Genomic DNA, 20,227 nt, shown 5'->3' with positions numbered 1-20,227 from the left:
CTTAGTCGACGTTGACGACCTTGCCTGGGTTCATGATGCCGGCCGGGTCGAAGGCGTGCTTGATCCTGCGCATCAGCTCCATTTCAATCGGCGGGCGGATCGAGGCCAGTTCGTCGCGCTTCAGCTGACCGATCCCGTGCTCGGCGGAAATCGATCCTCCGTGCGCCAGCACAAAGCCATGGACGATGTGGTTCATTTCACGCCAACGCGCCAGGAAGGCCTGTTTGTCGGCGCCAACTGGCTGGGAAATATTGTAGTGAATATTGCCGTCGCCCATGTGGCCGAAGGCGCAGATGCGAGCGCCGGGCATGGCCGCCATGACCGCACCGCCGGCCTCGTGCATGAAAGCCGGAACTGCGGAAACCGGCACGGAAACGTCGTGCTTGATCGATCCGCCTTCGGGTTTTTGCGCGTCCGACATGCTCTCGCGCATATGCCAGAGCGCCTGCTGCTGCGCGACCGACGAGGCGATTGTTGCGTCTTGAACCAAACCTGCCTCGAAGCCCTGCTCAAGCAGCGCCGTCATCATGCGCTCGGCGGTTTCGGCAGAATCGGACGTGGAAATATCGACAAGGACATACCAGAGGTGCGCCGATTCCAGTGGATCGCGTACCCCCTCGATGTTGCGTGCGGTAATCTCGACGCCGAAGCGCGGCATCAGCTCGAAGCCGGTCAGCGAGGTGCCGCAAAGGCTGGATGCGAGGTTGAAAAAGGCAAGGGCATCCTCGACCGAGTTAAGGCCGGCAAAAGCGACCTGCTTTCCGAGAGGCTGCGGAAAGAGCTTGAGCACGGCGCCGGTGATGATGCCGAGCGTGCCTTCCGCGCCGATGAAGAGGTCGCGCAGGTCATAGCCGGTGTTGTCCTTCTTCAGGCGGCGCAGGCCGTTCCAGATTTCGCCGGTCGGCAGCACGACCTCGAGGCCGAGGCAGAGCTGGCGCATGTTCCCATAGGCAAGCACCGCCGTGCCACCGGCATTCGTCGACAGATTGCCGCCGATGCGGCACGAACCTTCGGAGCCAAGCGAGAGAGGAAACAGCCTGCCGTATGCCTCTGCCGCCTTCTGCACGTCCGCGAGGATCGCCCCGCCATCGGCGACGAGGACATTGGCGACGGGATCGACATCACGAACCTTGTTCATGCGTTCGAGCGAGATGATGATGTCGGACTTGCCTTCGCGCGGCGTCTGGCCACCGACGAGACCCGTGTTGCCCGTTTGCGGCACGACCGCGGTTCCGGTCTCGGTTGCGAGCTTCAGGATCGACGACACTTCTTCGACCGAACCGGGCTTCAGGAGAAGAGGGGACGAGCCGTGGTAAAGGCCGCGGTTTTCAATCAGATGCGGCGCAAGATCGGCTTCGCTCTTAAGCGCATGCTTCTCACCGATGATGGCGGCGAAACGGTCGAGAAGTTCGGGGGAAACGCTGCTCATCGAAACATGATCCTTCTTGCTTACTCACGTGGCGCGGCTGCGCGGCGGAGCCGATCGTTGATTGCCTCGCCGAGACCCTCGTCGGGAATGGCTGCAAAGGCGATCGTCTGCGCGCCGCTGGCGTCGGCTTTCTTCATATAGTCGAAGAGGTTCGCCGCGGCTTCCGCGAGATCGCCGTCCCGGCTGAGATTGAGGACGATCCTGGCGTCATCGGCACCGGCAACGGCCGTCTTGCCGAAGGCAATCAGCGCCTCGTCGGAATCGACATGCGTTGCGTCCAGCCGGACGGTTGCGCCGGGCGCGTAGTGGGATGCCAGCATCCCCGGAGCCTCGATGGCCGCGGACGCCTTCCTGGCTCGCACCAGCTTTTGACCGGCCACGCGCTCGATCTCCGAGGCAGGCAGCCCGCCCGGCCGCAAGAGCCTGAGCTTGCCATCCTCGACCTTGACGATCGTGGACTCGACGCCAACGGTGCTTGCACCGGCATCGAGGATCAGTCTGATGCGCTCGCCGAGGTCGGCGTCGACATGGGCAGCGCTCGTCGCGCTGATCTTGCCTGACGTGTTGGCGCTGGGCGCGGCGAGCGGCCGCCCAAAGGCGCGGATCAGCTCTCCCGCGAAACCCTTCGGCACGCGGATGCCAACGGTATCAAGCCCTGCGGTCGCCAGCGAATGAATGGCACTCTCTGGCTTCAACGGCAGGACGAGCGTGAGGGGCCCCGGCCAGAATGCTTCGGCCAGCGCGCGTGAAACGGGGTCGAACTCCGCGTGCTTCTCAGCCATGGCAAGGTCGGCCATGTGGCAGATAAGCGGGTTGAAGCGGGGGCGGCCCTTGGTCTCGTAGATGTGGGCAATTGCGACCGGATTGGTCGCATCGGCAGCGAGCCCATAGACGGTCTCCGTCGGGATCGCGATCGGGAAGCCCTCGCCAAGCACTGCGCAACCGGCTTCGATAGCCTGCTGCCTGTCCTTCGTGATGTCGATCGATCGTGCCATGCGCTGTCCGGATTGCTGTCCGGCAGTCCTTATGCCTTCCCGGCGATCGGATCAATATCGAAGCGGGCCGATGATGCCGATCAGAGCTGGCGAATGATCTCGCGCAGCTGCTCGTTGCGCGCGCCGAGCAGCAATACGTTCTTGATGGCGATTTGCGGATCGTCGGTGCGGAAAAGCACCCCGTTGCCCCTGACCGAGCGGTCGATCGTCATCTTCTCCGGCGTATGTTCGCCGGGCTTGATCGCCACCGCGAAATACATGCGCGAATACTTCAGATCGATCTTGTGGAAGAAATTGTCGTTGTCGCCGATGTCGGCGTAGAAATTCGCGATGTAGAACGCCCAGCTGACTTCTTCGTAGCGGGCGAATTTCGTCCGCGACGCAGTCACGTGGCAATAGCCTAAATGCGGGCTGTCCTGCAGCGTGCGGTGGAAGAGCAGCTTCGGAAACTGGATCGAACGGTGAAATCCGTTGATATGTCGATGCGTCTTGGCGCCGGCTGTCTCCAGCTTGCGGCCCGTCTTCTCTGCGACTTCGTCATGTGTGAGGTAGCGCCGCTCCTCGGCGAGCCAGTGGGCCCGGGTGCGCGTGATCTTTCCGGTGCGCAGAAATTCAGAATGCGAGGTGACCGGTGCCGCGTTGCGGGAATTGCTGTTAGTGGCGTCGAAATAGCGAAGCTTCGCCATGAGAGATATCCACATCGATGATTGATGTGGAAAGGATAGGCAATCATGCTTAATGGCAGATTAAATTCGGCCGTCATGCGCGGGTTGGTGGATATTGGCCACCGCCGCCATGTCGCAAATACGATAGCTGTGGCAAGGTTGTGCCGAGAGCCCAAGTGTGAATTGGGTTGCGGCAATGTCGTAATTGGCCTTGCTGGCCGAGAATGAAGCATTTTTAGGCTGGAACCGCGTTCGATTCCGCACTCCTTTGCCGCCTGTCGTCATTTTCGAAGCCGATGTCGCTTTACAACCAAACGCCGCGCGCCAGCGGTGTTTAAATGTCTATCAAGAAAGTCTCCTGACGGAGAGGGAGCGAAGCTTCCGGCGGCTCTCGCCTTCGATCAAGCGGCGGCCCATTATACGAGGATATGCAGATGGATATTCGCAGCAACGTATTGCGGCAACTCAAGACCCGCAGGGAAGGCTTCAGTCTCGAGCGGCCCTTCTATATCGACGAGGATTATTTCAAGCTCGATATGGAGATGATCTATTATCGCGACTGGTTGTTCATGGGCCATGATTGCGAGCTGCCGAAGCCGGGCGCTTATTTCACGGTCCAGATCGGCGACTATCCCGTTGTCATCGTCCGTGGCCGTGACAACGTCATTCGCGCCTTCCACAACAGCTGTCGCCATCGCGGCTCGCGCGTCTGCACCAAGGAGCACGGCTCCTCGGTTCGCCTCGTCTGCCCCTATCATCAGTGGACCTACGACCTCGATGGTAAGCTCGCCTTTGCCCGCCACATGGGCGATGATTTCGACAAGAGCGGTTACGGCCTGAAGCCGGTCCATTGCGAGAGCTTCGGCGGCTACATCTTCATCTGTCTCGCGCAGAATGCACCGGATTTCCAGCCGATCCGCGACATGGTCGCGCCCTATATGCTGCCGCATCGTTTGAGCGAGGCGAAGGTCGCCTTCCAGAGCACGATCATCGAGAAGGGCAACTGGAAGCTCGTCTGGGAAAACAACCGCGAATGCTATCACTGCGCGGCCAACCACCCCGAACTCTGCCGCACCTACCCGGAAGCGCCGAGCGTCACGGGCACGGACGGCGGTGCCGACGATCCCGAGATTGCGGGTCACTGGGCACGCTGCGAGGCGGCTGGCTTGCCGAGCAAGTTCCAGATTTCCCCCGACGGTCAGTTCCGCACCGCCCGCATGCCGTTGATCGAGGACGCAGAGAGCTACACCATGTCCGGCAGGCGCGCCGTCGAGAGGCCTCTTTCGGACGACGTGACGCTTGATCGCATCGGCACGATGCTGCTGTTCCACTACCCGACGACGTGGAACCACATTCTCGGCGACCATGCGATTTCTTTCCGCGTGCTGCCGCTCAGTGCCAATGAAACGGCCGTCACGACGAAGTGGCTCGTGCACAAGGATGCCGTCGAGGGTGTCGACTACGATCTGGCCGAGCTCACGCATGTGTGGACCGAAACCAACGATCAGGACCGTCGCATCGTCGAAGAGAATGCCTTCGGTATTCACTCGCCGGCCTACGAGCCTGGACCTTATTCGATGGCGCATGAAGGCGGCGTCATGCAGTTCCTCGAATGGTACTCGAACTTCATGGTCAACCGCCTGCAGGGCGATCAGGCGAAGCTCTCCGTCGTCGCCTAATCCAAAAGACTCCCTCCCAAGTGACCTCGTCTCTTCGAGACGGGGTCTTTTTTGTGCGCACGTTTCTCAGAAGTCTCGACGCGTGCGCACGACGTCGCTCTGCGGTATCGAGGATGTGACGATAGGATCCGGCGGAAGCTGTGCGGTTGCCGGGCCTTGGGCAGGCATTCCGCGCGGCTCCATCTCGATCTTGGCAAGAATGAGCGGCGGGTCCGGTTCGCGCGCCGGCAAGAGGTTGCCCCGCGCCCACACCTTTGCGAGTTCGGCGCGGCTCATGGGCGCGACGTTGACATCGATATCCGTCAATGTGCCTGGAACGCGGTAAGGGCAGCGGCGCTTGCTGCAGTTCTGTCCCGACGAGAACTGCCACATCAGGTAGTTGTCCCAGTTTCCCATCGGGAACACGCCCTTCACGTCGGGCCTGTATCGCGCATACCAGATCGGTAGCCGCGCCAGCACCGGATAGTCGTTGCGATATGCGGCAATATATCGGGCGGTGTTGTGATTGGTATAGAGAACCGGGTAGCGTCCGGTCCTTGCCCTGATATGGCCTGCAAATATCTGTGCGTCCTCCAGCGACATGAATTTCTGCGGATCGATGCCCTCGAGATCGAGGATCATCATCTCGTCGTCCTTGGGATCGGCGTATTCGAGGAAATGGTTGGCCTGGTCGACCGGGTTGCCGGGACGGGCGAGGTGATAGGAGCCCCAGAGGAGGCCGGCCGCCCGGGCAACCAATCGCCGCGTCTGAAAGAGCTCGCGGCTCACCGCATATTTGCGCCACATGGTCTTGCAATGCGCAACCGTGTCCCCGGCATGATCGCCGGTGCAGGAGAAGCTCTCTGGAAGTCCGTCGGAAGCTTTCGAAATGAAGGCGGCGATGCGCTTGTCCGAAAGCAGGGAATCCCAATCGATCGTATTGAGTTCGTACGCGTCGATGACGAGCGCGTTGTTGGGGTTGTTCCAGGGTAGGGTGTCAGCCGCCACAGCCATAGTCGGAGGTCCCGCGACAAGCGCCGGAACCATCAAGCGAAGCAGAAGATTTCTCCAGGATTGCTTCATGGAATGAGCGTGGTGATAGGCGGTTAATGTCCAGTTAATCCGCGATCGCTTAAAAACAGAAAGTCGCACCGACAGCATGAAAACTGGTCATTGGAACGGTTTCAGTGCCTTGGCGTTCTCGTGCGCGCGTATTCCAACTGGAAATGGAGCTTCCATGACTGGGTTTTTTAAGAAGATAGCGATTGCCGCCGTTTCCTTTGTCACGCTGGCAAGTGGCTATGCGCCCTCGCAGGCGACGCAGATGCCGGCTCTGCCGCAGGTCGAAAAATCTGGTGACGTCCAGAACGTCCAGTATTGCCGTGGCCCGTATTGCCGCCCCGGTTTTCGTCCCGGATACCGGCCGGGCTACTATCCAGGCTATCGCCCTGGCTATTATCCGGGGTACCGCCCGGCTTATCGCCCAGCCTATCGCCCGGGTTGGTACGGTGGCTATCGCGGCTATCCCTACTATCGCAGTGGCTACCGCTACTATGACGGCTACTGGTTCCCGCTGGCCGCCTTCGGCGCTGGTGCGATAATTGGTGGTGCTATTGCATCGCAGCCGACCTATGTGGCTCCTCCGCCGGCTGCTTCGCTCGGCTCGGGTCACGTGGCTTGGTGCCAGGCGCGTTACCGTTCCTATCGGGTCTACGACAACACGTTCCAGCCGTACAACGGCCCGCGCCAGCAGTGCGTTTCGCCGTACTACTGAGTGAAGCAAGCTTTCGGTTTCAGGGCTCGGCAGCAATGCCGGGCCTTTTGCGTTCAGAGGATGCGGACGCGCTTCAGCAGCCACCATGCGAGCACGATGGAGGCGATAATGATCGCCACGGCATATTCCGTGCCGCCGCTTCCTTCGGCAAAAGGTAGATTGGCCGTGTTCATGCCGAAGAAGCCCGTCACCAGGGTTGGCGGCAGCAGGAAGGCCGTCATGATCGACAGAATGTAGAGGTGCCGGTTCGTCTCCGAGGACGCCTTCGAGTCGATTTCTTCATGCAGCAGCCGCGCGCGGTCCTGCAGCGCGTAAATGTCGTGATCGACGGTTTCGAGGCGGCTCGTCAGCCGTCCCGCGACATCATCGAAGCCGAAGGGCATTTCATCGTCATGCGAGGCGGCAGCGCGACGCATCAGGGCCAGCACAGTTCTCAGGTGCCGGTGCAGCCGGACGACCGTACGTCGGACCGGCGCCAGCCGCCGGCGTTCGTCGCGTGGCGAGTTGTCGTAGACGAAATCCTCGATAACGTTGAGCTCCTCGGTCATTTCCATGACGATGGAGATCAGTGTCCGCTGGAACTCGATCACCAGGATCTCGAACAGGTCGACGGGCCGTTCGAATTTTGCCGGGTTCTTCTCCACTAGCGCGCGGGCGCGCTCGATGCTGCGTAGCGGCTGCAGCCGCGTGGTAATGATAAAGCGGTCGGAGATCGCAAAATGCAGCCAACCAAGATCGGCGGTTTCACGATCGAATTCGCGCTGGCAATCAACAAGCGTGCCGTAGAGCAGCTGTTCGTCGACCGTTATCGCGGCATGCGTGTCACGGGTGGTCAAGGCTGCCTTGGCATCGTCGTTCAAGCCAACGATACTGTCGAGCAGGCCGGGCACCCTGGCATCGGCGAGATTGAGATGCAGCCAATAGAAGCCGCCGCCGTCGGTCAACTCGGCCTGCGGCGCGCTGTTTGGGAGACGGATTGCCTTGCCGCCTTCCGGCGGAAAGCGGTAGGCCCACACGAGTCCGTGGATGTTGGCGGGCAAAGTATCCATTGATGCGCCGGTCCTCTTGCGATGGCGGTGAGTGTCCTTAGAGATTCTCTATGACGGTTGTTTGTGCAAGTGCGTAATAATTCAAGACATGTGTAACTCCGTGGCAGCTTGTCGCTGGAAGTTTGAAATTGACGTTTACGTAAAAATCAATTAGCTCTGCCCTTGGAGAGGCTGGAGGGCTGTTCAATCGGCGGCCAGCGATGCGAGGAGATCACTGATGTACAAGGCGCCGGTCGAAGAGATTGCGTTTACGCTGAAGCATGTTGCCGGCCTGGGCGATGCAATCGAAGCTGGTTTGCTCGGTGACCTTGGTGATGATCTCGTCGACGCCATCCTTCATGAAGCGGGACGATTCGCCACGGATGAAGTTGCGCCGCTCGCCGAGGTTGGCGACCGTCAGGGTTCGCGCCTCGTCGACGGCAGGGTAGTAACGCCCGATGGTTGGCGCGATCTCTACAAGAACTGGATCGCCGGCGGCTGGAATGGCCTGACCGCACCAGAAGACTTCGGTGGGCAGGCGCTGCCGCATATGCTGAACGTCGCCGCCCTGGAAATGTGGAATTCCGGATCGATGGCGTTCGCGCTCTGCCCGACGCTGACCATGGGTGCGATCGAAGCGATCAACAGCCATGCGTCCGGCGAACTCAAGAATACCTACCTCGCAAAGCTCGTCTCGGGTGAGTGGACCGGCACGATGAACCTGACGGAGCCGCATGCCGGCTCCGACCTCGGCGTGCTCAAGACCCGCGCCGAACGCCGGGACGACGGCACCTACCGCATCTTCGGCCAGAAGATCTTCATCACCTGGGGCGAACACGACGCCGCCGACAACATCATTCACCTGGTCCTCGCTCGCCTCCCGGACGCACCGGCCGGAACGCGTGGCATCTCGCTGTTCCTCGTGCCGAAATTCCTCGTCAATGCGGACGGATCGCTTGGCGCCCGCAACGATCTCTTCACGCACTCGCTGGAGCACAAGCTCGGTATCCACGGCTCGCCGACCTGCACCATGATCTATGGCGACGGCAAGTTCGGCGAGGAGAAGGGGGCAATCGGCTGGCTGGTCGGCGAGGAGAACAAGGGCCTCGCCTGCATGTTCACGATGATGAACAATGCCCGCCTTGCCGTCGGCATGCAGGGCGTCGCGATCGCCGAGGCGGCGACGCAAAAGGCAGTCGCCTATGCGAGAGAGCGGGTTCAGGGCAAGGCGCCGAACTGGGCGGGTGGCGGCATGAGCCCGATCATCGACCATCCGGATGTTACCCGCACGCTCCTGACGATGAAGGCGTTGACGCAAGGCGCCCGCGCAATTTCCTATGCCTGCGCCCATGCCATCGACATGTCGCATCGCGCGGCGGATCGAAAGCAGCATTGGCAGGAGCGCGCAGCACTGCTGACGCCGATCGCAAAGTCCTTTTCCACCGATGTCGGCGTCGACGTCGCCTCATCAGGCATTCAGGTGCATGGCGGCATGGGCTTCATCGAGGAGACGGGAGCCGCGCGCTATCTGCGTGATGCGCGCATTGCGCCGATCTATGAGGGCACGAACGGTATCCAGGCGATCGATCTCGTCACCCGCAAATTGACGCTTTCGGACGGCGACCAGGTGCACGGTTTCATCGCCGAGCTGAAACAGATCGCCGACCAGGTCCGCCATTCCAACCTCGGCGGCTTCGGCGCGACGGCAAATCGCCTCGATTCCGCAATAACCGACCTCGGCGAGGCGACGGACTGGCTGCTGGCGCAGGTTCGCGATGCTAAGGTGGCAGAGGCGCTGGCCGGCGCGACACCGTATCAGCGGCTCTTCGGCCTTGTCCTGACCGGCTGCTATCTCGCCAAGGGCGGGCTCGCGCAGGCACCGGCGGGAGGTGCCGAAGGGCGCATCGCACTCTGCCGTTTTGCCGCGGAAAATCTTCTTTCGGAAGTGACGGCGCTGAAGGACAGCGTCATCAACGGCGCCGCAAGCCTTGCGGCTGCCAAAATAGTTCTCGCCTGAGGAACCATCATGACAGAGCAGGTCATCGTCGAGCAGGATGCGGCACACCCCGGCATCCAGATCATCCGTTTCAACAGGCCGGAAAAGAAGAATGCCATCACCCGCACCATGTATCGGAAAATGGCGGAGGCGTTGATTGCCGCCAATGGCGATGCGGCGATCAAGGCGACGGCTTTTCTCGGCACCGAAGGTTGCTTTTCCGCGGGCAATGACCTCGGAGATTTCCTCGCAGCGGCGATGGGCGGTGCCATGCCTCGCGAGATCGTCGAATTCCTCTACGCCATGGTTCGCTCCGAAAAGCCGATCGTGTCAGGTGTCGACGGGCTGGCGATCGGGATCGGAACCACAATGCACATGCATTGCGACCTGACAATCGCCTCAGCGCGCAGCCAGTTCCGCACGCCGTTCGTCGACCTCGCCCTCGTTCCGGAAGCGGCGTCCAGCCTGCTTGCGCCGCGGATCATGGGACACCAGTGCGCCTTTGCGATGTTGGCTCTCGGTGAGGGCTTCTCCGGCGAGGAAGCACGGGAGGCGGGACTTGTCTGGAAAGTCTGTGCGCCCGATGAGGTCGAAAGGACAACGCTCGCAACCGCTGCCAAGCTTGCCGCCAAGCCGCCAGAAGCGCTGAAGATCGCGCGCAACCTGATCCGGGGCGATCGGGAAGAAGTCATTGCGCGCATCGATGACGAGGCGCGTCACTTCTTCGACCGCCTACACAGCGCCGAAGCGAAAGCCGCCTTCGAAGCCTTCATGCGCCGCTGACGTGGGAATAGTCGAGTTTCGTCAAATTTTAAGCCAGTTTTAAATACCCCTCTAATATTAGGGGTATGACGGCGCGCTGATGGCGCAGTCGTCCGGGCGCATGAGGCGCTTTGTCCCGTTTTGCCCATAGCCTGCGCATCGAGTAGCCCGCGCTTCGTCAAGTACGGCGCGGACCACTCACGAAAGGAAAATCCTTGAAAAAGAAGACGAATTTGATGACGCGCATCCTCGTTGCCGCGTCTGCCGTTGTTCTTGTGGCCTTTGCCGCCTTTTCCTACTACATCAATTCCGTCGAACGGAGCACCGCGACTGCCGCGATCGAAGCCAACATCAACTCGTCCGGTGAGCAGGCTGCAAGCAGCCTGGCCAACTGGATGAATGGTCGCGTGACGCTGACCGCCATGGTCGCGAACGCCATCGGCCGCGCCGCCGATCAGAAGGGCGTCGAAGCCGTGCTCCAGAACGATGTTCTGACCAGCCAGTTCGTCAGCACCTATTTTGGCGACGAGCAGGGTGTCTTCACCATGTGGCCGAAGCTGCCGATGCCGGACGGCTATGATCCGCGCAAGCGCCCCTGGTATCAGGATGCCGTCAAGGCCAACGCCAGCGTCATGACCGAGCCCTATGTCGATGCGTCGAGCGGCGATCTCATCATCAGCTCGGCCGTTCCCGTCAGCCACGGCGGCAAGCTGGCCGGCGTGACCGGCAGCGACTTCTCGCTGAAGACCATGGTCGACATGATCAAGGAGATCGATCTCGGCGGCAAAGGCACGGCCTTCCTCGTCAACAAGAGCGGGCAGATCCTGATCCACCCGGATGCAAAGCTGGTGACAAAGACGCTTGCCGACGCTTTCCCGGCTGAGACACCGGCGATCAAGGCCGGGCTCGTTCCGACTGAGTTTGCCGGCAAGGATGTCCTCGTCAGCTTCATGCCGGTTGCAGGTTTGCCGTCGGTCGAATGGTACCTCGGCTTCGTCGTGGACAGCGACGCCGCCTTCGCTTCGCTGAACGAATTCCGCATTGCCGCAACCATTGCCACGATCCTCGCCGTCGGCCTGATGATCTGCGCCATGGCCTGGCTGCTGCATGGCCTGGTGATCCGTCCCGTCACCGATATGACCGCCGCGATGCAAAAGCTTGCCGCCGGCGATCTGTCGGTCTCCATTCCTGGCGAGCAGCGCCGCGACCAGATCGGCTCGATGGCCGAGGCTGTGGCTGTCTTCAAGAAGAACGCGGTTGATCGAGAGCGCCTTGAGGGTGAAGCCGAAACCGGCCGTGCCCTTACCGAGCGTGAGCGTCATGAGCGTGAGCAGCAGAAAAACCGCGAGGCAACCGAAATCCGTCATGCCGTCGATGCGCTTGCCAGTGCCCTCGGCGCGCTGTCGGATGGCAACCTTGCGCATCGCATCGACGCGCCGTTTGCCCCGCATCTCGACCGCCTACGCAATGACTTCAACAACGCCGTCACCAAGCTCCACGGTGCTCTGCATGCCGTGGGCAACAACGCGCACGCCATTGATGCCGGTGCGAGCGAAATCCGCACGGCCGCAGACGGCCTTGCCCGCCGCACCGAGCAGCAGGCAGCCTCGGTCGAGGAAACGGCTGCAGCGCTCGAGGAGATCACCACGACGGTCAAGGACACGGCACGTCGCGCTGAGGAGGCCGGCAATCTCGTCTCGCGCACCCGCAACGGCGCCGAAGAGTCCGGCAACATCGTGCGCAAGGCGGTTTCGGCAATGACCGAGATCGAGCAGTCCTCGCAGAGGATCGCCAACATCATCGGGGTGATCGACGACATCGCCTTCCAGACCAACCTGCTGGCGCTGAATGCCGGCGTCGAGGCGGCACGCGCCGGCGAAGCCGGCAAGGGCTTTGCGGTCGTCGCCCAGGAAGTGCGTGAACTGGCGCAGCGCTCGGCCCAGGCTGCGAAGGAAATCGAAAGCCTGATCACTGCTTCGAATAGTCAGGTTCGCTCGGGCGTCACGCTCGTCGGCGACACCGGCAAGGCGTTGGACGCGATTGTCGGTCAGGTTCAGGAGATCAGCCGTCATGTCGATGCGATCGTCACGGCGACCCGCGAACAGTCGACGGGGCTTGCCGAGATTAACACTGCTGTAAACACGATGGATCAGGGCACGCAGCAGAATGCCGCCATGGTCGAGGAGCAGACGGCAGCGAGCCATGGGCTGGCGCAGGAGGCGGCAAAGCTGATGCAGTTGCTGAGCCAGTTCAACCTGCAAGCAGCATCCCACGCTGCGGTCAGCCGTCGCGCGGCCTGATGTAATCCTGCGAAGACCGGACGCTCGCGCTCGTGGCGGGCGTTCTCGTTGGAGGGCGCGACCAGCGGTGATTAAAAAATATTACTTTTAATCAAATCTTACGGATCTTGGGCTTTAGTGGCGTGCAATGCATGATGCAGGATGGACGTTGTCCGTACCGTTCTCCCCACACCATTAAAACGAGTGTTCCCCCCAGGCGATCAACAGGAGATTGACTGAAGCACTTCGTTCAGCCGCACTGAGGCCGCTCTATGTCCAAATTGAAGATCAAGACGCTTCTTCCGCTTCTTTTTCTGTCCCTTGTCGTCATTGCCCTGGTGCAGGGTGCGATCGCGGCCTTCTCGTTGACCAATCTGGAGGCCAACACCCGGCAGATCGGGGCGCAGAACATTCCGAACACCGAACGGCTCCACGCGATCGTCACGACGCTGAACGACGTTCGTCGCAGCTACGCCGACTACCTCCTTGCAACAGGTAAGACGGACTTCCGCAACGCGGAGACGACACTCAAGGCCCGCCGCCAGCGCCTTGCCACTGCCATTGGCGCCTTCGACAAGCAGCCGAAGAGCGATTACATGAGCCAGAATTTCGGCCGGCTGCAGAAGGCGCTCACCAACGACGCTGCGCTTGCCGACAAGATCATTGCGCTGGCGCTCGACAACAAGCGCAGCCAGGCCAACAGCCTCTATCGCGGCGAACTTTCCATGTCCGCCAACAACATTCAGACGCTCGTCGACGGAATGTTGGCAAAGGATCGGCAGTCGACCGATGCCGCTCTCGCTGCCGCGACCGGTAACTATAACGCAGGCATCTTGTCCATCGTCGGTGGCCTCGTCGTCGCGCTTGCCGTCGCCGTTGCTGCGGCCTTCCTTGCCTGGAAGCGCATTTCTCAGCCGATCTCGACGATCGCCACCCGCATGGCCCGTCTGGCGGACGGGGATCTCGACGCGGCCGTCCCTTACGCCGGGCGCAAGGATGAGATCGGCGACATGGCGGCTGCCGTCGCGATCTTCCGCGACAACTCTTTCGCACGCCTCGACCTCGAACGGAGCGCCGAGCACACCCGCGAGCAGGCTCAGCAGGAGCGTTCCCGTAACGAAGCCTCGAAGGCACGTGAAGCCAGCGAGATCCAACATGCCGTCGATGCGCTTGCCGAAGCGCTGGGCGCTCTCTCGGAAGGCGATCTCACGCGGACGATCGAGACGCCTTTTGCCGACCACCTCGACCGGCTGCGCAGTGATTTCAATTCCTCCGTGGCCAAGTTGCGGGCTGTTCTTCAGGAGGTCGGTGACAACGCTCATGCGATCGACGCGGGCGCCGGAGAAATCCGCACCGCCGCGGACGGGCTTGCCCGCCGCACTGAACAGCAGGCTGCCTCCATCGAAGAAACGGCAGCCGCGCTCGAAGAGATTACGACGACCGTCAAGGACACAGCGCGCCGTGCCGAGGAAGCCGGCACGCTGGTCACTCGAACCCGCAACGGCGCCGAAGAGTCCGGCAACATCGTCCGCAAGGCGGTCTCGGCAATGACCGAGATCGAGCAGTCGTCGCAGAAGATTGCCAATATCATCAGTGTCATCGACGACATTGCCTTCCAGACCAACCTGCTGGCGCTGAATGCCGGTGTCGAGGCGGCACGCGCAGGCGAAGCCGGCAAGGGCTTTGCTGTCGTCGCCCAGGAAGTGCGCGAGCTGGCACAGCGTTCTGCCCATGCCGCGAAGGAAATCGAAAGCCTGATCACCGCCTCGAACTCACAGGTTCGCTCGGGCGTCACGCTCGTCGGCGACACCGGCAAGGCGTTGGAAGCAATCGTCGGTCAGGTTCAGGAGATCAGCCGTCACGTCGACGCAATCGTCACGGCAACCCGTGAGCAGTCGACGGGGCTTGCCGAGATCAATACGGCCGTCAACACGATGGACCAGGGCACGCAGCAGAACGCCGCCATGGTCGAGGAGCAGACGGCAGCGAGCCATGGGCTGGCGCAGGAAGCAGCAAAGCTGATGCAACTCCTTGCCCAGTTCAACCTGCAGGCAGCATCCCACGGCGCATCATCCTACAGCCGTCGCGCCGCCTGATTGATTGATACACACAAACTGGAACGCCCGCGCTCGTCGCGGGCGTTTTGTTTTTCGCGCCGCTACTTCTCCAGCGTCGCCACGACCTCGACGTGCGATGTCCACAGGAACTGGTCGATCGGGGTCACACCGGTGATGCGATAGCCACCCTCGACGAGCAGGGCGAGATCCCGGGCGAGCGTCGCCGGATTGCAGCTGACGGCGACGACTTTCTTGACCGTCGAGCGCGCCAGTTCCTTGCACTGAAACTCGGCGCCGGCGCGCGGCGGATCGAAGACCACGGCGTCGTAGACCTTCAGCTCGGATGTCATCAGCGGCCGGCGGAAGAGGTCTCGCCTTTCGACGCTGACCGGCTTCAGACCCTGCGTGTTGCGAGCAGCGTGATCGAGCGCCGCCAGCGGCTTGTCCTCGCTCTCGACCGCATGGACCCGGCCGACGCGGGCAAGGCGAAGCGAGAAGGTGCCGGCGCCTGCGAAAAGATCGGCGATGCGTTTCGCCTTGCCGACATGCGCCAGAACCAATTCCGCCATTGCGTCTTCCGCCGGCTTGGTCGCCTGCGTGAAGCTGCCGGGCGGCGGAACGACATTGACGCCGCCGAAATCGACGATCGGCTTCGATGGTTCGACGAGGATTTCGTCGTTGAGCGAGACGCGGGCGATGCCGCGAAGGGAAAGCACCGTCTCGATCGCGTTGCGGCGCTGCTGATCCGAGAGTTTCTTGATGCCGTCGACCGCGAGATCAAGACCCGACAGGGTCTCCAACACGGTGATGCGGAACGCTTCGGCGCTATTGGCAAGTGCTGCACCAATCGCCTCGATCGCCGGCAGCCTGGCCATGATGCCCGCCGACGAGATGGGACATTCCTCGATGGCGACGATGTGGTGGCTTTCGGCCTGATTGAAGCCGATAAGCATGTCCTTCTCGGTCCGCCGTGCGGCGAAGACGACACGCCGCCGTTCGCCGGGATGAGCGACGACGAGGTCGGCAACGTCAGCCGTCAGTCCCTTCGATTTCAGCGCATCGACGACAAGCTGACGCTTGAAGCCGCGGTAGGCAGCATCGTTCATGTGCTGGAGGCTGCAGCCGCCGCAGGTGCCGTTCACACCGTCCGGTCCGAAATGCCGGCACGGAGGAGCCTGGCGATCGGCAGATGGATCGGAGATCGACATCACCGTGCCGTGGTTCTTGACGCGCGCGATGGCGACGGTTTCGCCGGGCAGGGTGAAGGGTACATAGACCGGCCCGCCATCCGCGTGCACGATGCCATCGCCCTGGGCGCCCAGCTTTTCGATCGTAACAGTTTGCGTGCTCACGGTTTTGTCCCTGCGAGTAGAAATTCCTGATTACCGTCGCCGCCGGCAATGGGTGAGGGGATGAGGCCAAGGCTCTTCCAGCCCATATCCTCGACGAACCAGCGCTCGAGTTCGGCCGCGACATCGGGCGCCGATGACGGGTCCTTGAGAAGCCCCCCCTTGCCGATCGCCTCGCGCCCGGCCTCGAACTGCGGCTTGACGAGGAGAGCCGCGCAAGCCCCAGCTTCCGCGATCTCAAGAGCAGGGGCAAGCGCCAGCTTCAGCGAGATGAAGGAGACGTCCGACACGATAAAGGTGAGCGGATGGCCGATATTCTCCGCCGTCAGGTTGCGGGCGTTGAGGCCTTCGATGTTCGTCACGCGGGGATCACTCGAGATGCGCGGATGCATCTGGCCATGGCCGACGTCGATCGCGGTAACATGGGTTGCCCCTTGGGCCAGCAGCACTTCGGTGAAGCCACCGGTTGATGCGCCGACATCGAGACAGTGATGTCCTGACGGGTCGAGCTTGAAGTGATCGAGCGCTGCGGCGAGCTTCAGCGCCGCGCGGGACACATAGTCCTGCGCCGGATCGTCGATTTCGATTGGGGCATCCTCGCCAAACAGCGCACCTGCCTTCGTCACGATCTTGCCTCCGACCTTCACGGTGCCGCGTTGCACCGCATCCCGCGCTCGGGAACGGCTGGGGAAAAGACCAAGGCTGACGAGCAACTGGTCGAGGCGTTGTGTGTTTTGATCGGACATCGGCTGTCCATGACCGGCAAAGCCGTTAGTTGCAAGCCTTTTGTTGGAGAGGCGTCGCTGGCAGCAGGATGGCAGCGGTTCATCGACACTTCCGTCGGCCTTTCGCCAAACAAAAAAGACGGCCCCGTCTCCAGGGCTGTCTTCATCTAATGAGATTGAACTATCCGGCAGCGCCGACGCCAAATGCGGCGGGCCGGCCAAGCGCCTTGAACACGGTCGAAACGATGCCCGCGCGATCGAGGCCGGCATGGGCGTTCATCACTTCCGGCTTTGCCTGTTCCACCCAGATATCGGGCATGACAAGCGAGCGGACCTTCAGGCCATTGTCGAGCAGGCCGTCCATGGCCAGGAACTGCATGACTTGGCTGCCGAAGCCGCCGACCGCCCCCTCTTCGACGGTGATCAGGATTTCGTGGTGGCGCGCCAACTGGCGGATCAGATCATGATCCAGCGGCTTGGCGAATCGCGCATCGGCAACCGTCGTCGAAAGCCCGGCTGCGTCAAGGTCCTCGGCAGCAAGCAGACAGTCAGCGAGGCGGGTGCCGAACGAGAGCAGCGCCACTTTCGCGCCTTCCTTGACGACGCGGCCCTTGCCGATCTGCAGGATTTCACCACGGACGGGCATTTCTATGCCGACGCCTTCGCCGCGCGGATATCGGAAGGAGATCGGACCGGCATCATAGGCTGCCGCCGTTCGCACCATATGCTTCAACTCAGCCTCATCGGCGGCCGCCATCACCACGAAGCCGGGGAGGGTGGCGAGGAACGTCGTATCGAACGAGCCTGCATGCGTCGGGCCGTCGGCGCCGACGAAACCGGCGCGATCGATCGGGAAGCGAACCGGAAGGCCCTGGATCGCGACGTCGTGCACCACCTGGTCATAGGCGCGCTGCAGGAACGTGGAGTAAAGCGCGGCAAACGGCTTGAAGCCCTCGGCGGCTAGACCGGCGGCAAATGTCACCGCATGCTGCTCGGCAATCCCGACATCGAAACACCGCGACGGGAAGATGCTTGCGAGCTTGTCGAGGCCAGTCCCGTTCGGCATGGCGGCGGTAATGCCGACGATCTTGTCGTCGTGCTCCGCTTCCTGCACCAGCGCTTCGGCGAATACGCTCGTGTAGCTCGGCGCATTCGGCTTCACCTTCGCCTGCGCGCCGGTGATGACGTCGAACTTGTTGACGCCGTGATACTTGTCGGCTGCCGCCTCGGCGGGCGCGTAGCCCTTGCCCTTCTGCGTCACCACATGGATCAGCACGGGGCCGTTGGCATTGTCGCGCACATTGCGCAACACCGGCAGCAGGTGCTCGAACGAGTGACCGTCGATCGGCCCGATATGATAGAAACCCATCTCCTCGAACATTGTCCCCCCGGTCACATAGCCCCGGGCATGCTCCACGGCGCGAGTGATAGCGCGGTCGACACTCTTGCCGAGATAGGCCGTCAGCTTCTTGCCGAAATCGCGGAAGCCCATGTAGGTGCGGCCGGAAGCAAGGCGCGCGAGATAGGCGCTCATCGCGCCGGTCGGCGGCGCAATAGACATGTCATTGTCGTTGAGGATGACGATCAGGCGGGCGTCGAGCGCGCCAGCATTGTTCAATGCTTCGTAGGCCATGCCGGCCGACAACGCGCCGTCGCCGATCACGGCAATCACCCGGCGGTCTGTCTTGTCGAGGTCGGAGGCAACCGCCATGCCGAGGCCGGCGGAGATGGACGTGGAGGAGTGAGCAGCACCGAAGGGATCGTATTCGCTTTCCGCGCGGCGCGTGAAACCGGAGAGGCCGCCTTCTTGGCGCAACGTCCGGATACGGTCACGGCGACCGGTGAGGATCTTGTGCGGATAGCACTGGTGCCCGACGTCGAAGATCAGCCGATCTTCAGGCGTGTTGAAGACGCTGTGGATCGCAATCGTCAGTTCCACCACGCCGAGTCCTGCACCGAGATGACCGCCGGTGCGCGACACCGCATCGATCATTTCATCGCGAACCTCGCGCGCAAGCTGCGGTAGGTCGCGATCGTCAAGCTTTCGGAGGTCGGCTGGATAGGGAACCTTATCCAGCAGCGGCGTCTTCGGCGATTGTGTCACGGGCGGGCGCTCTTTCTTGTCTTTCTTGGGCAGGATGCCTTTAAGCCATAAATTGCGGTGAAAAAAGTCGATTTCAAGAATGGCCGAAACTCCTTTCTAAAGGAGATCAGCCTTCCGGCAAAGGTATGAATTCTTCTTCGTCCCCCGGTACGATGTCGAACTTGCCGGTCCGCCACTCTTCCTTGGCCTTTTCGATGCGCTCTTTCGAGGAGGAAACGAAGTTCCACCAGATGTACCGCTTCGAGTTCAGCGCCGCTCCGCCGAACAACATCAGGTGACAGCCCTCTCTGCCAGCTTCGAGAGTGATCGCATCGCCGGGGCGGAAGACGAGCAGCTGATCGGCTGCAAACCTATCGCCCGATATCACGACTTCGCCTGACAGTACGTATGCCGCCCGCTCCTCGTGTCCCGCCGCGAAGGGAAACTTCACACCCGGTTCAAGGCTGATATCGGCATAGAGCGTGTCGGAAAACACCTTCACCGGTGAAGACATCCCCTCGAACGATCCGATGACGACACGCCCGCGCACGCCGCGTTCGTCGATCAAAGGCATGTCGCTCTTTTCGGTATGCGCAAAGGAGGGATCGATCTCCTCCTTGTCATCCGGCAGTGCGAGCCAGGTCTGCAGGCCCGACATCAGCAGCGGATGGCCGCGCAAATTATCGGGCGTGCGCTCCGAATGGACGATGCCGCGCCCTGCCGTCATCAGGTTGATGTCGCCGGGGCGAATGACCTTCTCGGTGCCGAGGCTGTCCCGATGCCGGATCTCGCCGTCGAAGAGATAGGTCACCGTCGAAAGCCCGATATGCGGATGCGGCCGCACGTCCAGCGCCTCGTTCGGCTTCAGGATCGCCGGCCCCATGCGGTCGAAGAAGATGAACGGCCCGACCAGTCGCCGCTGCCGCGTTGGCAGTGCTCGCCGCACCTCGAAGCCGCCAATATCGCTGGTGCGGGGGATTATGAGGTTCTCGATCGCATCGCAGGCGAAAGCATCGCCGGGCAGGGGATCTTTACCGGGGAAAAAGGACATCAAAGCGTCTCCGATGAGGTTGTGCCTAGACTAGACCGATTACCGATGGCGGACTAGGAAAACTTGATCGCCAGGAGGCGACGCTCTGTTCATCACGACGACGATTTCGGAAAAGCTCTTGCTTATGCCCCGTCCAGCGGCTCGACGCCCTGCGGCTTGCCAGATCGGTCAAGGCGGATCTTTTCGATGCGGTTTTCGGCGGCCGAAAGCAGCGTTTCGCAGTGCTTCTTCAGCGCTTCGCCGCGCTCGTAGATCTCGATGGATTCGTCCAGCGCCACGTCGCCGCGTTCCAGCCGGGCCACGATGCTTTCGAGCTCGGCAACCGCCTTCTCGAAGGAAAGACCGGAAACTTCCGGCTTGGCGCTGTCAGTCATAC

16 protein-coding genes are annotated in these 20,227 nt (G+C 61.7%); 6 read left to right on the top strand and 10 right to left on the bottom strand.

What is annotated here, in order from left to right; all coding sequences use genetic code 11:
* Position 1 precedes the first annotated feature (1 nt).
* The 3 genes from AF71_RS19750 to AF71_RS19740 form a co-directional block, all read right to left on the bottom strand.
* Complete coding sequence (locus AF71_RS19750; protein WP_169682721.1) at positions 2-1,429, bottom strand: FAD-binding oxidoreductase; 1,428 nt, start codon at positions 1,427-1,429, stop codon at positions 2-4.
* A 20-nt stretch (positions 1,430-1,449) separates the two neighbouring features.
* Positions 1,450-2,424, bottom strand: a complete 975-nt coding sequence (locus AF71_RS19745; RefSeq protein WP_025661898.1) for an L-threonylcarbamoyladenylate synthase — start codon at positions 2,422-2,424, stop codon at positions 1,450-1,452.
* 80 nt (positions 2,425-2,504) lie between these two features.
* On the bottom strand, positions 2,505-3,110 hold the full coding sequence (locus AF71_RS19740; RefSeq protein ID WP_169682719.1) for a DUF6656 family protein: 606 nt from the start codon (positions 3,108-3,110) through the stop codon (positions 2,505-2,507).
* Between the two features lie 413 nt (positions 3,111-3,523).
* Between AF71_RS19740 and AF71_RS19735 the strand changes: the two genes are divergently transcribed.
* Positions 3,524-4,768: an aromatic ring-hydroxylating dioxygenase subunit alpha gene (locus AF71_RS19735; protein WP_018859352.1), complete on the top strand. Its 1,245-nt coding sequence runs from the start codon at positions 3,524-3,526 to the stop codon at positions 4,766-4,768.
* A gap of 66 nt (positions 4,769-4,834) precedes the next feature.
* On the opposite strand, the gene AF71_RS19730 is transcribed toward AF71_RS19735, so the two are convergent.
* Positions 4,835-5,761, bottom strand: coding sequence for a GH25 family lysozyme (locus tag AF71_RS19730; RefSeq protein ID WP_246733740.1), 927 nt, complete (start codon positions 5,759-5,761; stop codon positions 4,835-4,837).
* Between the two features lie 223 nt (positions 5,762-5,984).
* On the opposite strand from AF71_RS19730, the gene AF71_RS19725 reads away from it, so the two are divergent.
* Complete coding sequence (locus tag AF71_RS19725) at positions 5,985-6,521, top strand: BA14K family protein (RefSeq protein WP_169682717.1); 537 nt, start codon at positions 5,985-5,987, stop codon at positions 6,519-6,521.
* A gap of 53 nt (positions 6,522-6,574) precedes the next feature.
* On the opposite strand, the gene AF71_RS19720 is transcribed toward AF71_RS19725, so the two are convergent.
* On the bottom strand, positions 6,575-7,570 hold the full coding sequence (locus tag AF71_RS19720; protein ID WP_018859355.1) for a transporter: 996 nt from the start codon (positions 7,568-7,570) through the stop codon (positions 6,575-6,577).
* A 217-nt stretch (positions 7,571-7,787) separates the two neighbouring features.
* Between AF71_RS19720 and AF71_RS19715 the strand changes: the two genes are divergently transcribed.
* The 4 genes from AF71_RS19715 to AF71_RS19700 all read left to right on the top strand — a co-directional run bounded on the left by AF71_RS19715 (position 7,788) and on the right by AF71_RS19700 (position 14,682).
* Entirely contained in the window at positions 7,788-9,566 is a 1,779-nt protein-coding gene (locus AF71_RS19715) for an acyl-CoA dehydrogenase (protein ID WP_169682715.1), read from the top strand.
* Positions 9,567-9,575: 9 nt separating this feature from the next.
* The gene (locus AF71_RS19710; RefSeq protein ID WP_169682713.1) at positions 9,576-10,328 is read left to right on the top strand and encodes a crotonase/enoyl-CoA hydratase family protein; all 753 of its coding nucleotides are present in this window, start codon (positions 9,576-9,578) and stop codon (positions 10,326-10,328) included.
* 215 nt (positions 10,329-10,543) lie between these two features.
* The gene (locus tag AF71_RS19705) at positions 10,544-12,607 is read left to right on the top strand and encodes a methyl-accepting chemotaxis protein (RefSeq protein ID WP_246733743.1); all 2,064 of its coding nucleotides are present in this window, start codon (positions 10,544-10,546) and stop codon (positions 12,605-12,607) included.
* A gap of 251 nt (positions 12,608-12,858) precedes the next feature.
* On the top strand, positions 12,859-14,682 hold the full coding sequence (locus AF71_RS19700; protein ID WP_169682709.1) for a HAMP domain-containing methyl-accepting chemotaxis protein: 1,824 nt from the start codon (positions 12,859-12,861) through the stop codon (positions 14,680-14,682).
* Positions 14,683-14,744: 62 nt separating this feature from the next.
* Here AF71_RS19700 and AF71_RS19695 read toward each other — a convergent pair whose 3' ends face one another.
* The 5 genes from AF71_RS19695 to AF71_RS19675 all read right to left on the bottom strand — a co-directional run bounded on the left by AF71_RS19695 (position 14,745) and on the right by AF71_RS19675 (position 20,225).
* The gene (locus tag AF71_RS19695) at positions 14,745-15,995 is read right to left on the bottom strand and encodes a class I SAM-dependent RNA methyltransferase (protein WP_169682707.1); all 1,251 of its coding nucleotides are present in this window, start codon (positions 15,993-15,995) and stop codon (positions 14,745-14,747) included.
* Positions 15,992-16,738, bottom strand: a complete 747-nt coding sequence (locus AF71_RS19690) for a TlyA family RNA methyltransferase (protein WP_169682705.1) — start codon at positions 16,736-16,738, stop codon at positions 15,992-15,994. The genes AF71_RS19695 and AF71_RS19690 overlap by 4 nt, the downstream gene beginning before the upstream one ends.
* Before the next feature lie 160 nt (positions 16,739-16,898).
* Positions 16,899-18,821 (bottom strand): 1-deoxy-D-xylulose-5-phosphate synthase, encoded by a 1,923-nt coding sequence (dxs, locus tag AF71_RS19685; RefSeq protein ID WP_169682703.1) that lies wholly within the window; start codon positions 18,819-18,821, stop codon positions 16,899-16,901.
* Between the two features lie 106 nt (positions 18,822-18,927).
* Positions 18,928-19,851: a pirin family protein gene (locus tag AF71_RS19680; RefSeq protein WP_169682701.1), complete on the bottom strand. Its 924-nt coding sequence runs from the start codon at positions 19,849-19,851 to the stop codon at positions 18,928-18,930.
* Between the two features lie 122 nt (positions 19,852-19,973).
* Complete coding sequence (locus AF71_RS19675) at positions 19,974-20,225, bottom strand: exodeoxyribonuclease VII small subunit (RefSeq protein WP_025582353.1); 252 nt, start codon at positions 20,223-20,225, stop codon at positions 19,974-19,976.
* Between the last annotated feature and the right edge of the window lie 2 nt (positions 20,226-20,227).

The sequence above is a fragment of the Rhizobium sp. 57MFTsu3.2 genome (assembly GCF_012932765.1).
Lineage (GTDB): Bacteria > Pseudomonadota > Alphaproteobacteria > Rhizobiales > Rhizobiaceae > Rhizobium > Rhizobium altiplani.
This window is presented reverse-complemented; position numbering and strand designations above follow the sequence as displayed.